Here is a 16940-nt window from a genome sequence, read left to right as displayed (position 1 = left end):
GTCCTCCATGACCACCACAGCAAGCCGCGCCCAGCTGCCGGCCGCAACCCGCCGCCGTCGTCCTTTCAACCCCCGCCGCGCCGCCGCCTGGGCCCTGCTGGTCCTCGCGATCGCCGTCTCCGTGCTTCCCTTCCTCTGGGTCCTGCGCACGGCACTGTCCACCAACAACGCCCTTGCCACCAACGCCGCCAGCCTGCTGCCGGCGGAGTTCAGCTTCGGCGCCTTCAAGCGGGTCTTCGGGCTCCAGTCAGCGGCGGATGCCGTGGCGGAAGGCGGCTCCGGGGCGCAGATCGACTTCTGGCTCTACCTGCGGAACTCGATAGTCTTCTCCTCCATCACCACTGCGGGCGCAGTCTTCTTCAGCGCAATGGCCGCCTATGCCTTTGCCCGGCTGCGCTGGAAGGGCCGGAACGCCGTCTTCAGCCTCTTCCTCGGCACCATGCTGGTCCCGCCGATCTTCACCGCCCTGCCCAACTTCCTGCTGATCAAGAACCTGGACCTGCTCAACACGATGCTCGGCATGGTACTGCCCTACATCTTCATGACCCCCTTCGCCATCTTCTTCCTGCGCCAGTTCTTCCTGAATATGTCCCGCGAGGTGGAGGAGGCGGCCATGCTCGACGGCGCCAAGCACCTTCGCATCTTCTTCCAGATCGTCCTGCCCAACGCCGCAGCCCCCATCGCCACCCTTGCCCTGCTCACCTTCATCGGCCAGTGGAACGAATACTTCTGGCCCCTGCTGGTCGGTTCCCAGGACGACGTCCGTGTGCTCCAGGTTGGCCTGGGCGTCTTCAAGTCCCAGTCGCCGCAGGGTGCACCGGACTGGTCCGGCCTCATGGCCGCGACGCTCATCTCGGCCCTGCCGGTGCTGATCCTCTTCGCCGCCTTCGGCAAGAAGATCGTCAATTCCATCGGCTTCTCCGGCATCAAGTAACCACCACGCCACCCATCCCACCTCTGAACGGAAAGTAGAACCATGAAGAAAACCCTCGGCGCCGTCGCCGTCGCCGCAGCTGTGGCACTGTCCCTGTCCGCCTGCAGCGGATCAGCCTCCTCGGCTGAGTCCTCCAAGGGCGAGATCAGCTACTGGCTCTGGGACGCGAACCAGCTCCCGGCCTACCAGCAGTGCGCTGACGACTTCACCAAGGCCAACCCGGACATCAAGGTCAAGATCACCCAGCGCGGCTGGGACGATTACTGGAGCACCCTCACCAACGGCTTCGTGGGCGGCACGGCACCGGACGTGTTTACCAACCACCTGGGCCGCTACGGCGAACTGGCCGAAAACAAGCAACTGCTGGCCATCGACGACGCCGTCAAGAAGGACAACATCGACCTGACGGGCTACAACGAAGGCCTCGCCGATCTGTGGGTGGGCCAGGACGGCAAGCGCTACGGCCTGCCCAAGGACTGGGACACCATCGGCCTGTTCTACAACAAGGCCATGCTGGCCGGCGCCGGCGTCACCGAGGACCAGATGAAGAACCTCACCTGGAACCCGGAGGACGGCGGCACGTACGAAAGGGTTGTTGCCCACCTCACCGTGGACAAGAGCGGCAAACGCGGCGACGAGCCCGGCTTCGACAAGAACAACGTTGCCGTTTACGGGCTGGGCCTGAACGGCGGCGGCGACTCCTCCGGGCAGACCGAGTGGAGCTATCTCACCAACACCACCGGCTGGTCCCACACGGACAAGAACCCGTGGGGCACCCACTACAACTACGACGACCCCAAGTTCCAGGAAAGCATGGAATGGTTCGCCGGCCTGGCTGAGAAGGGTTACATGCCCAAGCTGGAAACCACTGTGGGCGCAGCCATGGCAGACACGTTCGCGGCAGGCAAGTCTGCCATCAACGCCCATGGTTCGTGGATGATCGGGCAGTACACCGGCTACAAGGGCATCGAAGTGGGCATCGCCCCCACCCCTGTGGGCCCGCAGGGCGAGCGTGCCTCGATGTTCAACGGCCTGGCGGACTCCATCTGGGCCGGTACCAAGAAAAAGGATGCCTCCATCAAGTGGGTGGAATACCTCGCCTCGGCCGACTGCCAGGACGTTGTAGCCTCCAAGGCGGTTGTCTTCCCGGCGCTCAAGGCATCCTCGGACAAGGCCGCTGAAGCGTTCGCCGCCAAGGGCGTGGACGTCTCAGCCTTCACCGAGCACGTCAAAAACAAGACCACGTTCCTGTACCCCATCACGGACAACACCGCCAAGGTCAAGGGCATCATGGAGCCCGCCATGGACGCAGTGGTCTCCGGCAAGGCGCCCGCAAGCTCCCTCACCCAGGCCAACGAACAGGTCAACGCCCTGTTCAAGTAGGCCCCCAAACGTGGTTGCGTATGTGGTCGCAACCACTGCGCCGGATGCCGCCGTTCCCCTCCTCGCGGCGGCGGCATCCGGCCACCCCTTCCCCTTGCTTTCCTGACGTGCGTAACTTAAGGCGCACCCCTTGAACACTGAAAGAGATCCTATGGACCCCCTCCACCTCCGTTCCGCCGGCACCAGCCTGGTGATCAGTTTCAACAGCGGGGAGGCCGAGATCATCCATTGGGGTGCTGACCTTGGCAGCCCCCTGCCGGACCTCGCCATCCTCGGCGAGCCCGTTCCCCCCTCCGCCATCGACGCCACGGTTCCCGCCGGCCTCCTGCCCCAGGCCTCCTCCAGCTGGCGCGGCCGCCCGGGCCTGCGCGGGCACCGCACGGCCGACGGCGTTTCCGGACTCGACTTCTCCCCGCGCCTTCGCACCGTGGCAGCACATGCCGAGGGCAGCACGGCGGTCATCACCCAGGCCGACCCCGAGGCAGGCCTCAGCGTGGAGTCCACCCTGGCACTGCACGACGGCGGCCTGCTGGAACTGCGGCACATGGTCACCAATGACGGCACCACCCCTTACCAGCTGGACGAACTGGCCACCGTCCTCCCGGTGGCCCCGGACGCCGTCGAACTCCTCGACCTGACCGGCCGCTGGTGCCGGGAAAACCACCCGCAGCGCCGGGCCATCCAGCAGGGCACCTGGGTACGGACCGGCCGGCACGGCCGCACGGGTCATGACTCCTCCCTGGTGCTCGCCGCCGGCACCCCGGGTTTCGGCAACCGCCACGGCAAGGTCTGGGCCACCCACCTGGCGTGGAGCGGCAACCACGAACAGTTCACCGACACCATCGGCGACGGCCGCACCATGATCGGCGGTTCCGAACTCCTCGGACCGGCCGAAGTCATCCTGCAGCCGCAGGGCAGCTACACCACGCCCGCCCTGTTCGCCGCCTACTCGGACCGCGGACTGGACGGCATCAGCGAGGCCTTCTACAGCTGGTTCCGGTCCCGCCCCCACCACGTGCTGCCCGCGGCAGGCGGCGGCAAACCACGTCCGGTGGTGCTGAACACCTGGGAAGCCGTCTACTTCGACCACAACCTGTCCGCCCTGATCGAGCTGGCTGATTCCGCTGCGGACCTCGGCGTTGAACGATTTGTGCTCGACGACGGCTGGTTCCGCGGCCGCCGGGACGACCACGCCGGGCTCGGCGACTGGTACGTTGACGAGACCCTCTGGCCGGACGGACTGACCCCGCTGATCGACGCCGTCACGTCGCGCGGCATGGAATTCGGCCTGTGGGTGGAGCCGGAAATGGTCAACCTCAACTCGGACATTGCCCGCGCCCACCCGGAATGGATTGTGGGCCCGGCAGCCCTGTCCCACAAGGACGGCGGCCGGCTGCCCCTGGAGTGGCGCAACCAGCACGTGATCGACCTCGTCAACCCTGACGCCTGGCAGTACATCTTCGACCGCATCGATGCCCTGTTGCGTGACAACAGGATCAGCTACCTGAAGTGGGACCAGAACCGGGACCTGCTGGAACACGGACATGCCGGACGCGCATCGGTCCACGAACAGACCCTGGCCGCCTACCGGCTGTTCGACGAGCTCAAGAAGGCGCACCCCGGCGTCGAAATTGAAAGCTGCTCCTCGGGCGGCGCACGCGTGGACCTGGGGATCCTGGAGCGGACGGACCGGATCTGGGCCTCGGACTGCAACGATGCCCTGGAACGCCAGAGCATCCAGCGGTGGACCGGGCTGGTGGTACCGCCGGAGCTGGTGGGCGGGCACATCGGGCCCACCACGTCACACACTACTGCCCGCACCCATGACCTGTCCTTCCGCGCCATCACGGCCCTCTTTGGCCATTTCGGGATGGAGTGGGACGTCCGGCAGGTCACGGGTGCCGAGCGGGAGGAACTCAAGCGGTTCATCGGCCTGTACAAGGAGCACCGCGGCCTCATCCACAGCGGCCGGATGGTCCGCGCGGACGTTCCGGACGAGTCGCTGATGCTGCACGGCACCGTCGCTGCCGCGTCGCCGGAGGCAGGCACGACGGCGGCCCTGTTCGCCTTGGTCAGCACGCGCACGGCGTTCGCCGAGCAGCCCGGCAAGGTGGCCATCCCCGGCCTGGAGCAGGACCGCAACTACCGGGTGGAGGCCATCTTCCCGGCCCCGGGTGACGCTGACTACGGCCACACATTCACGCAGGTCCAGCCGCCGTTCTGGCTGGCCGACGGTGCCGTGGCCAGCGGCCGCTTCCTGGCGGAGGTGGGCCTGCCGATGCCGATCCTCAACCCGGAGCACGCGTTGCTGCTGCGCTTCACCGCACTCTAGACAGGCAGGGCATCACCAGGAATAAAGCTAAAGCAACGCGGGGTCAGTTAATGCCCATCCAGGACATCCGGACGGGCATTATCTGACCCCGCGTTGTTCCATGGGTGATCAATAGCGAACCGTAAGAAATGCGCCCCCGGCAGTCGCGGCACTAGATTTGCATCCATGACTGAAGCCACCACCGCAGAGCGCCGCGGCACCATCCTGGTAATCAACGGGCCCAACCTGAACCTGCTGGGAACCCGTGAACCGGAAAAGTACGGCACGTCCACCCTTGCTGATGTGGAGGACCTCGCAGCCCGCACGGCAAAGGCGCACGGCTTCGCGGTCGAATGCCTGCAGTCAAACCATGAGGGTGTGCTGCTGGACGCAATCCACGCCGCCCGGGAATCCGCCGTCGGAATTGTCCTTAACGCCGGCGCCTTCACGCATACCTCCGTGGCACTTCGCGATGCCCTCGCAGCGGTCCAGCTGCCCGCAGTCGAAGTGCACATCACCAACGTGCACCAGCGAGAGGAATTCCGGCACCACTCGTTCCTGTCGCCGGTGTGCTCCGCCGTCATCGTGGGCGCCGGGGTATTCGGCTACAAGCTGGCCATCGACTACCTCGCGGAAGTCCTCTAAGGCCCGCTTCCCGATACTTCTCTCCGGCTGCCGCTACTGCTACTGCTTTTACTTCTGGATGCACTGCCCTGAGGAGACGGGTGCGCTCAGTGAAGCGGCCTGCGAGGCTACCGGGTTGAGGTCGTCCATGGTGATGGCGAAGCCCATCTCGGCATCAGAGGTCGCCTTCGCGAAGATCACACCGGCCACTTGGCCGTCCGTGGTCAAGAGCGGGCCGCCGGAGTTGCCGGGCTGGACATTTCCGGCCAGCCGGTAGATGTCCTCCGGCGACGGGTTGCCTCCGTAGATGTCAGGCACCAGAACTGTGGTGATGTCCTGGATGGTGGCGGGCCGGGACTGGAAAGGCCCGCCGTGCGGGTAGCCAGCGAACGCGGCCAGGCTGCCGCTGGGCAGGTCGGCACTCAGCGGCAGCGGCTGGACGGGCAGGTCCTCCACGGCAAGCACGGCGAGGTCATGCCGGGTATCGAAGTAGACAACGCGTCCCGGCATGGCCCCACCGTCGGACATCTCCACCACCGGCTCCGACACGCCCGCTACAACATGCGCGTTTGTGACCACTCGGTCCTCCGAAACCACGAAGCCGGTGCCGGTCTGGTTCTGCCCGCACTGGTACGCTGTTCCGGCAATTTTCAGGACGGATTCGGCAGCGCGGTTCAGGGCGGGGGTGTCGGTACTGGCGTCCGGCACAGGTACGGTCTGGCCCTGGTCCAGGCCTTCAATCAGGGTGGGGATGCCGTTGCCGATCACTTCCGAGCGCAGCTGGGCCATGGTGGCTTTCACGGGATCCGGGGTGATGTCGTCAATGAAACGGATCACTTTGGATTCGGCCAGCTGCTGCGAAACCAACGGCACACCCAGGGAGCCGATGCTGAAGGCCAGCATGGACATGACCAGGGCCGAAACCACCAGGTTCACGGCGCCGCCCACCAGGCGGTCAACAGCCCGCAGGGGCCTGATCCGCATAGCCCCGCGGACCTGCCGGCCGATCATGGTTCCCAAACCGTGGCCCAGTACCACCAGTGCGACGGCGGCGGCCACGATGGCGGTCAGCCTCCAACCCGTATCAGCCACGAAGCCGCTCACCAAAGGGACGGCGAAGAAGGCAGCGATGGCTCCGGCAGCAAACCCGGCAATGCCGCCGACCGTGACGAGGAACCCGTTGCGCAAGCCATAGGCCAGATAGGACAGCAGCGCCAGGATCAGGACGATGTCCAGGACAGTCAAGCCGACCACTAAGGCTCCTTATAAGCAGTTGTAGGCTCATTCTAGTGGCGCAGGCTGACAATCTTCTGGGGGCTGCCGGCGGCCCTCCTGCCCGCCGTTAGGGCGTTTTGGCTGCCAAGTTCGTCACAGAACCTTGAAAATTCTGAAACAATGGCACAAGCGCCACAGCCGAAACTTTTATTCAGGAGATTTTATGGACATCGAGGTACTGCGCCGAGCACCACTTTTCGCCACGCTCGACGACGACGCATTCCGTCTGCTGACGGACGAGCTCACCGAGGTGGACCTTTCCCGCGGTGCTTCGGTTTTCCGCGAGGGCGACCAGGGCGACCAGCTCTACTTCATCGTTTCCGGCAAGGTAAAGCTTGGGCGGACTTCCCCGGACGGCCGGGAGTCACTCCTTGCCATCCTCGGCCCGGGTGAGCTCTTCGGCGAAATGGCCCTGTTCGATCCCAGCCCGCGTACGGCCACGGCCACCGCAGTGTCGGAGACCCGCCTGGCCGGGCTCAGGAACGAGAGCCTGAACAACCTGCTCCGCACCCGCCCCGAGGTTTCCGCGCAGCTCCTGCAGGCCCTCGCCCGCCGTCTGCGCCGCACCAACGATTCCCTCTCCGACCTGGTGTTCTCCGACGTACCCGGCCGCGTTGCCAAGGCACTCCTGGACCTGGCTGACCGCTTTGGCCGCCCGGCCACGGACGGCGTCCTGGTGGCCCACGAGCTCACCCAGGAGGAGCTGGCCCAGCTGGTCGGCGCATCCCGTGAGACCGTCAACAAGGCCCTCGCCGAGTTCGTCCAGCGCGGCTGGCTCCGCCTGGAAGCCCGCGCCGTGGTCATCCTGGACATGCAGCGCCTCCGCCAGCGCTCCCGCTAGTCTGCACAGCACAAAGGCCGCCCCAAGGGGCGGCCTTTGTCATTCCCCGACGGTTCCGGCCCCAGGCCGGCATCCTCCGCGTGCTGCTCCTTCGTCGCTCTGACGCACCCTTCCGGATGCCGGACCCCGAGCCTTTCGCGTGTACCCCCTAAAATCGCCCCATCACCTCCTGCAGTCCAACAGACAACCCGCCATCAGCAGGAGGTGATAAAGCCTTGGTACATGACCTGCGAAACGTGGTGGCGCGTCGGATTAATATCTGCGAAACGTGGTGGCGCGTCGGATTAATATCTGCGAAAGGTGATGGCGCGTCGGATCAATATCTGCGAAAGGTGATGGCGCGTTTGAGCTGCGCGGCCGACTTTCGCGTAGGAGTGCATCGCGACGCATCGGGAGCCGGAGGTCGCCCAGCGACCGCAGGTTCCCTTATGCGGCGTGTCTAAGCGACGGCGAAAGGCAGCCGCGCAGCGAACTCAACCACGGCCCACCAACCACCTCAACCACCGGAGCGGCGTAAAATGGGGGTTAGAGGTGCATGGCGATGTCCGTGGCTATGGTTGTTGTTCTGATCCTGCTGGGCCTTGCTTCCCTTGCCGCGATGGTCGGCACGGTGGTCCTGGTGATCCGGGACGGCCGCGGGCAGATTCCGCTGGAACCATCGGACAAACCGTGGACCGCCGGGAACCTCCCCAGCCGGCCCTATTCGACGCTCCGGCGCATCTAGCACTTCAGCTTCAGCGTTCGCGCTGGGGATCCCCCGCCACTGTCTTGGCAGCCTCGACCTCAAGCAGCAGTTTCCCGTCTTCTTCCACGAGCTGCGGCTGGTAGACGTGCGCCTTGCGCTTATAGCTGAGGTACGCGATGCAGCCGTTGGCCATGGCCATCTTCTCGAGCATGATCTCGGAGCCCGGCACCAGAAGCTCGCCGAGCGTGCGGCCCACAGTGTTCTCCTGGCCTACCTCGTCACCGAGGGCAGTTGTATCCCGCCCCGCTATGACCTCGGCAGCATTAACCCACCGCCCCCACACGCCCTTGCCTTCGAGCAGGGTGGGCTGCTGGTTCAGCGGAACGGTGGCGGCAAAGTAGCGGGTATCGAACCGGCGGTGGGCGAAGTCGGGGCTGCGCCAGTTAACCAGGGACTTCAGCAGGTCCGTCCGCAGTGACAGCCCCCGTTTCCCCAGGACCTCTGGGAACGTTTTTTCCTGCTCGGCCACGGCGAGGCGGGCACGCATCCATTCGGCGGAGGATGTTGCTTCAAACGTGGTGGCCATGTCCGGGCCGGCAAGGAGCACGCCAGTCTCCTCGAAGAGTTCCCGGATGGCGCCCACCACGTGGCGTCGCGCCAGCCCGACGTCGTCCGTTCCCATCTGCTCGGCCCAATGCTGAGGTGAGGGGCCCAGCCAGCCGACGGGGTCGTCGTCGCCGGCGTCCAGTGAGCCCCCGGGGAAGGCGAGGACCCCCAGCGGCGAGGAACCGGGCCGGTATGCCAGCCAGGTTTCCAGGCCGGTGGGGGAATCACGCAGCAGGACAACGGATGATGCGAGGCGGGCAGCCCGAGGGCTCCGCTCGCCGTGTTCAAGCCAGCTCTGCGCTGCCCCTTCAAGGTCTTGAGGGAGTGCAAACAGGCGTCGGGCGAGCTGAGGCAAAGGAAGCGACCGGTCCTAGCTGAATTCGGCTATCAGTTCGACCTCTACCGGAGAGTCGAGCGGCAGCACCGAAACGCCGACGGCGGAACGGGCGTGCTGGCCTGCGTCACCGAGGACCCGGCCCAGCAGTTCAGAAGCGCCGTTGATCACGCCGGGCTGTCCCGTGAAGGACGGGTCAGATGAGACGAATCCCACAACCTTGACGATCCGGGTGATGCGGTCAAGGTCGCCAATGACGCTTTTGACGGCGGCCAGGGCGTTCACGGCGCAGATGGCGGCGTACTGCTGGGCGTCCTCGGGCGAAACAGTGGGCTCGTCGGCGTAGCCTTCGGTGCCCGCTGAGACCTTGCCCGTAGCTGGGAGTTTGCCATTAATAAACGGCAGCTGGCCGGAGGTGTAAACGTGGTTGCCCGAGATCACGGCGGGAACATAGGCAGCCACCGGGGCGGCAACCTCGGGAAGGGTCAGTCCGAGGTCCGCCAGGCGCTGCTCAACAGCGGAAACGGGCTCGGCGGCGGTGCCGGACTGGGCTTCTGCGGAGGTGCTCATGCTACTGCTTCTCCCTCTTCAGGTAGGCAACCAAACCGTTTCCGTCGGGTCCGGGGACTACCTGGACGAGCTCCCAGCCGTCATCTCCCCACTGGTCCAGGATCTGTTTTGTGGCGTGGATAATGAGCGGAATCGTGGCGTACTCCCATTTGGTCATGAGAGAAAGACTAGTCCTTGCCGGTAAAGTGGAAAACATGGCGACTCGTAAGAACCCATTATTCGACACTGCCACCACCCTTGGAAAGATCCTCGTTTTCCTTGGCGTGAGTGCGATTTGTGGTGTCCTGGTAGCAGGCCTGCTGGTTCCCGCGGCAGCCGTCTCAGGCAGCGCAGCCAGCGGTTCGATCGAGTTCTTCGACACCCTGCCGGCAGAGCTGAAGGTGGACCCGCCCAACCAGACCACCAGGATCCTGGCCGCGGACGGCAGCGAGATCGCCAACGTCTACACGGAAAACCGCACCAAGGTAGCCCTGGAGCAGATTTCGCCGTTCATGAAGGAAGCTGTCATCGCCGTCGAGGACAGCCGTTTTTATGACCACGGCGGTGTGGACACCACCGGCATCCTCCGTGCCCTGGTCAGCACTGCGCGCGGCAACAAGCAGGGCGCGTCCACCATCACCCAGCAGTACGTTAATAACGTCCTCAACGCCAACCTCGCCGCCGAGGGCAACGAGGACCAGATCAAGCTCAACGGTGTCAACAAGGGCGTGGGCGACAAGCTCCGCGAAATGAAGCTGGCCATCGCCCTGGAGAAGGAGTTCAGCAAGGAGCAGATCCTTGAGGGCTACCTGAACATCGTGTTCTTCAACCGTGACGCCTACGGGGTAGAGGCTGCTTCGAGGTTCTTCTTCAGCACCTCCGCCAAGGACCTCTCGCTTCCGCAGGCTGCGCTGCTGGCCGGCCTCGTCAACAGCCCTTCTGCCTTCGACCCCATCAACAACCCGGAGGCCTCGAAAGAGCGCCGGGACCTGGTCCTGGGCCTGATGCTGAACCAGGGCAAAATCACCCAGGCAGACCATGACGCCGCCGTCGCCACTCCGGTGGAAACCAAGGTGACCCCGGCCCGCCAGGGCTGCGCCTATGCGTCCACCGCACCCTACTTCTGCGATTACGTCCTGCACCTGCTGGAGAACAACCCCGCGTACGGCACCGACCTCAAAGAACGCCAGCGCCTGATCTACGGCGGCGGCCTTACCATCACCACCACGCTGGACCCGAACGCCCAGGCAACCGCCCAGGAGCAGGTCAATGCCTCCGCCGGCGCCAACCCGGACAAGTGGGGTGCCGCCATGGTTTCAGTGCAGCCCAACACGGGCAAGATCATCTCGATGGCACAGAACACCAGCTTCCTGCCGGCCGAGGCGTCCTTCGACTCGCAGGTGAACTTCAACGTGGACAAGCTGGATAAGGACGGCAACGACCTCAACGGCCTCGGCGGCGCACAGCCCGGGTCCACCATGAAGCCGTTCACGTTCGCGGAATGGCTTAACGAGGGCAAGCCCATGAACACCATGGTTAACGCCGCCCAGCGCATCTACCCGCTGAACTTCCCGTGGCGGAACACCTGCGGGAAGGTGACCGGCGGCTACAGCACGGCGCAAAAGAACCAGGGGCTTGGCACGGCGGACGACCTGCAGAACGCCGAACCCCAGTGGTACAAGCCCCTGTCGGTCCTGGAAGGCCTCTACAACTCCATCAACACCGTGACGTTTGCCTCAGCAGCCCAGCTGGACTTCTGCGGCATCCAAAAGGTGGTTGACGCCGTCGGACTCCACAGCGGGCTGCCGAACGCAGACGAGCCGAACCCGAAGATCAACATGTCCACCCTGGGCAACCTGCTCGGATCCACGCAGACCTCCCCGCTGACCATGGCCAGCGCGTTCGCCACGTTCGCAAACGACGGCAAGTACTGCGAGGCGATCGCCATCACCTCGGTAAAGGACGGAACGGGCAAGGACCTGCCCGCACAGTCCACCAGCTGCCGGGACGCGATCAAGCCCGAGGTGGCCCGCGGCGTGAACTACGCGCTGCAGGAAGTCCTCAACCGTGGCTCCGGCTCGCTGATCCAGCCCCGGATTTCAACCCGCACCAGCTTCCCGATCGGCGCCAAGACCGGTACGTCCAACAACAACGGGTCCACCTGGGTTGTTGGCCACACCACCGGCCTGGCCACTGCTGCCTGGTTCGGTGACGCCCTGGGTGCCCAGGACCGTGCCGGCCAGAACATCACGGTCAACGGCAAGTTCTACCCCGGCATTGACGGATACATGATTGCCGGGCCGATGTTCTCCAACTTCATGTCGAAGGTCGCCCCTGCCTATGGCACCAACCCGTTCCCGGCACCGCCGAGCAACCTGCTGAACGGCGGCGGAACCACGCGCAACACCACTCCCACCACACCCCAGGCCACCCAGGCGCCCACGGCCCCGGCCGCCCCCCAGCCCGCGCCGCAGCCGAGCAAAAACGGCAACGGCAACGGCAATGGAAACGGGAACGGCTAGCCGCCGATGGTCTCAACCAGTGCTTTGGCAAGCCGCGCCCGGACCATCGGGCGCGGCTTTGCCGTCACCGCCGGAGCCGGGGCAACGGCCGGGCTGGCCGCCTTCGGGTACGGCCTGTGGGAGAAAAACCAGTTTGTCCTGCGCGAAGAGACGCTGGACATCCTCCCGCCCGGGCAGGCGCCGTTCCGCGTCCTGCATCTGAGCGACATCCACTTTGTGCCCGGCCAGGATAAGAAGGCAGCCTGGCTGGAGTCCCTTGCCGGCCTTGAACCGGACCTGGTGGTCAATACCGGCGACAACCTCAGCCATGCCGAGGCAGTGGACCCGCTGCTGAAGGCGCTGCGCCCCCTCCTGGAGTTCCCCGGCGTGTTTGTCCCCGGCTCCAACGACTACTTTGCCCCGAGCCTGAAAAACCCGGCGTCCTACCTGCTCGGCCCGTCCAAGGTGAAGCCTAAGCCGGCCCAGCTGGACTGGCCCCGCCTGCGTTCCGGCTTCGGCATGGGCGGCTGGATCGACCTGACCAACCGGCACCAGTCAGTGGTCCTGAAGGGGATGCGGTTCGATTTCTCCGGTGTGGACGATCCCCATCTGAACCGGGAACGATATGCCGGCTGGCCGCGCGGCACGGTAAACCAGAACGCGGTTCCGCACCTGCGCGTCGCCGTCATCCACGCCCCCTACCAGCGCGTGCTGGACCACTTCACCGAGGACGGCGCGGACCTCCTGCTCGCCGGACACACCCATGGCGGCCAGCTGTGCATACCCGGGTACGGTGCCCTGGTATCCAACTGCGACCTCCCCACCTGGCGCGCCAAGGGCCTGAATGACTGGCAGAGCAACGGAAGTACGACGCCGGTAAACGTCTCGGGCGGCATCGGCACCTCACGCTTCGCCCCCGTCCGCATCGCCTGCAGGCCCGAAGCGGTCCTGCTCACCCTCACCTCGCCCAGCTGACCCCGTTGAGCTATCACTTTTGGTTCCCAACCGGCGCTTTTGGGAACCAAACCTGATAGCTCATCGGAGGAACCGGCCAGGGACTGCATTACAGCACGCAATAACTGGCGAAGCTTCAAAGCCGGCGCGCGAAGCCTGTGAATCGTCTCACGCCATGGCATAGGGTAGTTGCTACGGGAAACTACATTCGTTTTAGAGCTTGAGAAGCGGGCATGGCCAAGCAAACTCCTTTTTTTCGTTCCATCCGTCGCCTTTACCCCCATGTCCGGCCGATTATCCCCCGGCTTTTGCTGGGACTTCTTTGCGCGCTGATGGCCAGCGTCGTTGCCCTCGCCATCCCGCAGGTCCTCCGGGTGCTGGTCAACGAATCATTGAAGCCAGGCGGCTCAACGGAAGCGGTGTGGATTTCGGCCGGCCTCATCCTGGTCCTGGGCGTGGCCGAGGCGGGCCTGGTGGCCCTCCGCCGGCAGTTCGTCATCAACCCCGCCACGTCCGTGGAAACCAACATGCGGGTTTCGCTGTACCACCACCTGCAGGACCTGACCGTTTCCTTCCACGACCGCTGGGGCTCCGGCCAGCTGTTGTCCCGGGCCATGACGGACCTGAACTTCCTGCGCCGCTGGATGGCGTTTGGAGCGATCATGCTGGTGGTCACCACCCTCACCGTGATCATCGGCATCACGGCGATGTTTGTGATGAGCTGGCAACTGGCCCTCATCTTCCTGGCCGCCGCCGTGCCCATCATGGCCTACAGCTTCCGGTTCCGGACCCGCTTCAGCCGCGTGACCCGCCGCAGCCAGGACCAGGCCGGCGATCTCGCCACCACCGTTGAGGAATCCGTCCATGGCATCCGTGTGCTCAAGGCATTCGGCCGCAGCCGGGAGGCGCTGGAGAACTTCAACGAACAAGCCGAGGAACTGCGCCAGACGGAGATCGAAAAAGCACGCCACCAGGCTACGTTCACCATGGTGGTCACGCTGCTTCCCGAGCTCGCCCTCGGGGCCGGCCTGGTGGTGGGTGTGATGCTGTGCGCCGGCGGCCAGCTCAGCATCGGCTCGCTGGTGGCGTTTTTTGCCACCGCCGCGGTGATGGCCTCGCCCGTGGAATTTTCCGGCATGCTGCTGGCCATGGCACTCACGGCCAAGACCGCCGTCGACCGCCACTTCGAAGTGATGGATACACCGAACACCATCACCAGTCCCCCGGAGCCGCGCCGGCCCGGCCAGCTGGCCGGTGCCCTCCGTTTCTCCAATGCCACGTTCGCCTTCGAGGACGCACCGGACAAACCGATCCTCAAAGAGATCAACCTGGACGTCCGCCCCGGCGAGACCATGGCCCTGGTGGGCATCACCGGCAGCGGCAAGAGCGCCCTGATCCAACTGGTTCCGCGCCTGTTCGACGTCACCGGCGGCGCCATCACCATCGACGGCGTGGACTTGCGGGACTTCGACGTGGAAGAGCTCCGGCGGATTGTTGCAGTGGCCTTCGAGGACACCACCCTGTTCTCCAACTCCGTCCGGGACAACGTCCTGCTCGGCGCCCCCGTCCGCAACGATGCCGTCCTCGACGAAGCCCTGGACGTGGCCCAGGCGCACTTCGCGTATTCCCTGCCGGAGGGGGTGGACACCCTCATCGGAGAGGAAGGCCTCAGCCTTTCCGGCGGGCAGCGGCAGCGGATCGCCCTGGCACGCGCCATCGCCGCGCGCCCCCGCGTGCTGGTCCTGGACGATCCACTGTCCGCGCTGGACGTCCATACCGAGGAACTGGTGGAAACGCGGCTCCGGGCCGTGCTGAAGGACACCACCACGCTGATCGTGGCCCACCGCCCGTCCACCGTTGCGCTCGCGGACCGGGTGGCGCTGCTCGAGGACGGCCGTATCACCGCCGTCGGCACCCACACCGAACTGCTGGCCGTCAACCACCATTACCGCTATGTCATCGCCAGCCTCGACCAGGAACCCCGCGACCTGGACTCAGAGCTGTCCGCCCTTGAAGACCAGGCAGAGGAAATGACCCGATGAGCACCGCAACCTTCGGCACGGCCAACGAGGACAATGCCCACCTGAGCAAAAGCGAGAGCCGGGCAGTACGACGCCGGTCGCTGGCTTTGCTGCGCTCCCTGATCCGGCCGGTGCGGCTGCGGTTCTGGCTCACGATTGCCATGGTGGTCCTGTCGCAGGCTGCCCGGGTGGCCGGTCCCGCGCTGATCGCCTTCGGCATCGACCACGCACTGCCCGCCCTGCAGGCCGGAGACAACCTCCCCCTGGTGTTCACCGGCGTCGCCTATCTGCTCGCAGCGATCGCGACGGCAGGACTCACCGCCCTGTATGTGACCTCCACGGCGAAACTCAGCCAGGCCATGCTCCTGGACCTGCGCCTGCGGGTGTTCCGGCATACGCAGCGGCTGAGCCTGGAGTTCCACGAAAAATACACGTCCGGACGGATCATTGCCCGGCAGACCTCGGACCTGGAGGCACTCCGCGAACTCCTGGACTCCGGCGTCAGCTCGCTGGCGTCCGGCATGTTGTTCATGATTTTTACCGCCGTCACCGTATTCGCCCTGGACTGGCGCAGCGGCCTGCTGGTGCTGGCCGCAGGTGTTCCCATGTTTTTCCTGGCCCGCTGGTACCAGAAACACTCGCAGATCGCTTTCCGCGAATCCCGGGTGGTGTCTGCGCGGCTGATCGTGCACTTCGTGGAGACCATGACCGGCATCCGCGCGGTCAAGGCCTTCCGCAAGGAGCAGGAAAACGCTGACCGCTACGGCCAGCTCGCCGAAGACTACCGGCTGGTTACTGTCCGTTCCATCAACCTCAACGGCATCTTCCAGCCGGGGCTGGTGCTGATCGGGAACGTGTGCGTGGCAGTGGTCCTGTTGTTCGGTGGTTTCCGGGTGCTCACCGGCGACCTTGCGGTGGGTGTGCTGCTGGCCCTCATCCTGTCCACCAAACGGTTCTTCCAGCCGGTGGACCAGATGGCGATGTTCTACAACTCCTTCCAGAGTGCCCAGGCAGCATTGGAGAAAGTATCCGGGCTCCTCGAGGAAGTGCCCACCGTCCGCCCGCCCAGGAACCCGGTAGCCCTTCAGAACGCCAGGGGCGCCATAGATTTCCAGGACGTCGAGTTCCGCTACGGCGACGGGCCGCTCATCGTGCCCCGGCTGAACCTGCACATCCCGGCGGGCCAGACGGTAGCCCTGGTGGGCCAGACGGGGGCCGGGAAATCAACCCTCGCAAAACTGATCGCCCGCTTCTACGACGTCTCCTCCGGCTCCCTGACCCTGGACGACGTGGACCTGCGCAACCTCAGCACCACGGACCTGAGGCGGAACATCGTGATGGTCACCCAGGAGGCCTTCCTGTTCAGCGGGTCCGTGGCTGACAACATTGCCCTCGGCCGGCCGGAGGCATCCCGGGCCGAGATTGAGGAAGCAGCGAAGGCGGTAGGTGCGCATGACTTCATCTCGGACCTGCCCGAGGGATATGACACTGATGTCAACAAGCGCGGCGGCCGGGTCTCATCCGGGCAGCGCCAGCTGATCAGCTTCGCCCGGGCGTTCCTGGCCCGCCCGGCAGTGCTGATCCTGGACGAGGCCACCTCCTCCCTGGACATCCCCTCCGAAAGGCTCGTGCAGAACGGACTGGCCCGGCTGCTGGCGGGCACGGACGCCGCCAGGAGGACCGCCCTGATCATTGCGCACCGCTTGTCCACGGTGGAAACCGCGGACCGGGTGCTGGTGGTGCACGACGGCCGGATCGTCGAGGACGGCTCACCCGCGGAGCTGATTGGCGGCGGCGGACGTTTTGCCGACCTGCACGGTGCGTGGAAGGACTCGCTGGTCTGACCTGCCGGATACCGCGCCGCGGGCATCTTTCATGAGTCAACGCGCAGGATTTCGCATCGGGACCCCGCATCGGCTATT

General features: G+C 65.2%; 14 protein-coding genes. 10 read left to right on the top strand and 4 right to left on the bottom strand.

Annotation, left to right across the window (positions count from 1 at the left end):
* The first annotated feature begins 7 nt into the window (after positions 1-7).
* From QRN11_RS00140 to aroQ, 4 genes are all read left to right on the top strand, one after another.
* The gene (locus QRN11_RS00140; protein WP_142059646.1) at positions 8-934 is read left to right on the top strand and encodes a carbohydrate ABC transporter permease; all 927 of its coding nucleotides are present in this window, start codon (positions 8-10) and stop codon (positions 932-934) included.
* 42 nt (positions 935-976) lie between these two features.
* On the top strand, positions 977-2317 hold the full coding sequence (locus QRN11_RS00135; protein WP_285249384.1) for an ABC transporter substrate-binding protein: 1341 nt from the start codon (positions 977-979) through the stop codon (positions 2315-2317).
* A 151-nt stretch (positions 2318-2468) separates the two neighbouring features.
* On the top strand, positions 2469-4649 hold the full coding sequence (locus tag QRN11_RS00130) for an alpha-galactosidase (protein WP_285249383.1): 2181 nt from the start codon (positions 2469-2471) through the stop codon (positions 4647-4649).
* Positions 4650-4814: 165 nt separating this feature from the next.
* Positions 4815-5273 (top strand): type II 3-dehydroquinate dehydratase, encoded by a 459-nt coding sequence (aroQ, locus tag QRN11_RS00125; RefSeq protein WP_142064928.1) that lies wholly within the window; start codon positions 4815-4817, stop codon positions 5271-5273.
* Positions 5274-5321: 48 nt separating this feature from the next.
* On the opposite strand, the gene QRN11_RS00120 is transcribed toward aroQ, so the two are convergent.
* Positions 5322-6506 (bottom strand): MarP family serine protease, encoded by a 1185-nt coding sequence (locus tag QRN11_RS00120; RefSeq protein ID WP_285249382.1) that lies wholly within the window; start codon positions 6504-6506, stop codon positions 5322-5324.
* 184 nt (positions 6507-6690) lie between these two features.
* Between QRN11_RS00120 and QRN11_RS00115 the strand changes: the two genes are divergently transcribed.
* Both QRN11_RS00115 and QRN11_RS00110 read left to right on the top strand, forming a co-directional pair.
* Positions 6691-7368, top strand: a complete 678-nt coding sequence (locus tag QRN11_RS00115; protein WP_091422637.1) for a Crp/Fnr family transcriptional regulator — start codon at positions 6691-6693, stop codon at positions 7366-7368.
* A gap of 541 nt (positions 7369-7909) precedes the next feature.
* Positions 7910-8092: a hypothetical protein gene (locus QRN11_RS00110; RefSeq protein WP_285249381.1), complete on the top strand. Its 183-nt coding sequence runs from the start codon at positions 7910-7912 to the stop codon at positions 8090-8092.
* Positions 8093-8102: 10 nt separating this feature from the next.
* On the opposite strand, the gene QRN11_RS00105 is transcribed toward QRN11_RS00110, so the two are convergent.
* Genes QRN11_RS00105 through sp36 form a run of 3 tightly spaced genes read right to left on the bottom strand, consistent with a single transcriptional unit; the run spans position 8103 to position 9720 of the window.
* Complete coding sequence (locus QRN11_RS00105; protein WP_142064923.1) at positions 8103-9014, bottom strand: NUDIX hydrolase; 912 nt, start codon at positions 9012-9014, stop codon at positions 8103-8105.
* Between the two features lie 15 nt (positions 9015-9029).
* A complete protein-coding gene (locus QRN11_RS00100) occupies positions 9030-9563 on the bottom strand; it encodes a RidA family protein (RefSeq protein WP_091422644.1) in 534 nt (177 codons plus the stop codon).
* 1 nt (position 9564) lies between these two features.
* Positions 9565-9720 carry a Sp36 family protein gene (gene sp36, locus QRN11_RS00095; protein ID WP_003797879.1) on the bottom strand — a complete coding sequence of 52 codons (156 nt, stop codon included), beginning with the start codon at positions 9718-9720 and terminating at the stop codon, positions 9565-9567.
* 37 nt (positions 9721-9757) lie between these two features.
* Here sp36 and QRN11_RS00090 point away from each other — a divergent pair, with 37 nt between their 5' ends.
* From QRN11_RS00090 to QRN11_RS00075, 4 genes are all read left to right on the top strand, one after another.
* Positions 9758-12064 (top strand): transglycosylase domain-containing protein, encoded by a 2307-nt coding sequence (locus QRN11_RS00090; protein WP_285249380.1) that lies wholly within the window; start codon positions 9758-9760, stop codon positions 12062-12064.
* Between the two features lie 6 nt (positions 12065-12070).
* Positions 12071-13018, top strand: coding sequence for a metallophosphoesterase (locus QRN11_RS00085; RefSeq protein WP_285249379.1), 948 nt, complete (start codon positions 12071-12073; stop codon positions 13016-13018).
* Between the two features lie 212 nt (positions 13019-13230).
* Positions 13231-15039: an ABC transporter ATP-binding protein gene (locus tag QRN11_RS00080; RefSeq protein ID WP_285249378.1), complete on the top strand. Its 1809-nt coding sequence runs from the start codon at positions 13231-13233 to the stop codon at positions 15037-15039.
* Positions 15036-16862, top strand: coding sequence for an ABC transporter ATP-binding protein (locus tag QRN11_RS00075; RefSeq protein WP_285249377.1), 1827 nt, complete (start codon positions 15036-15038; stop codon positions 16860-16862). Before QRN11_RS00080 ends, QRN11_RS00075 begins: the two co-directional genes overlap by 4 nt.
* Positions 16863-16940: the final 78 nt, after the last annotated feature.

The organism is Pseudarthrobacter sp. fls2-241-R2A-168, assembly GCF_030209335.1.
Taxonomy (GTDB): domain Bacteria; phylum Actinomycetota; class Actinomycetes; order Actinomycetales; family Micrococcaceae; genus Arthrobacter.
This window is presented reverse-complemented; position numbering and strand designations above follow the sequence as displayed.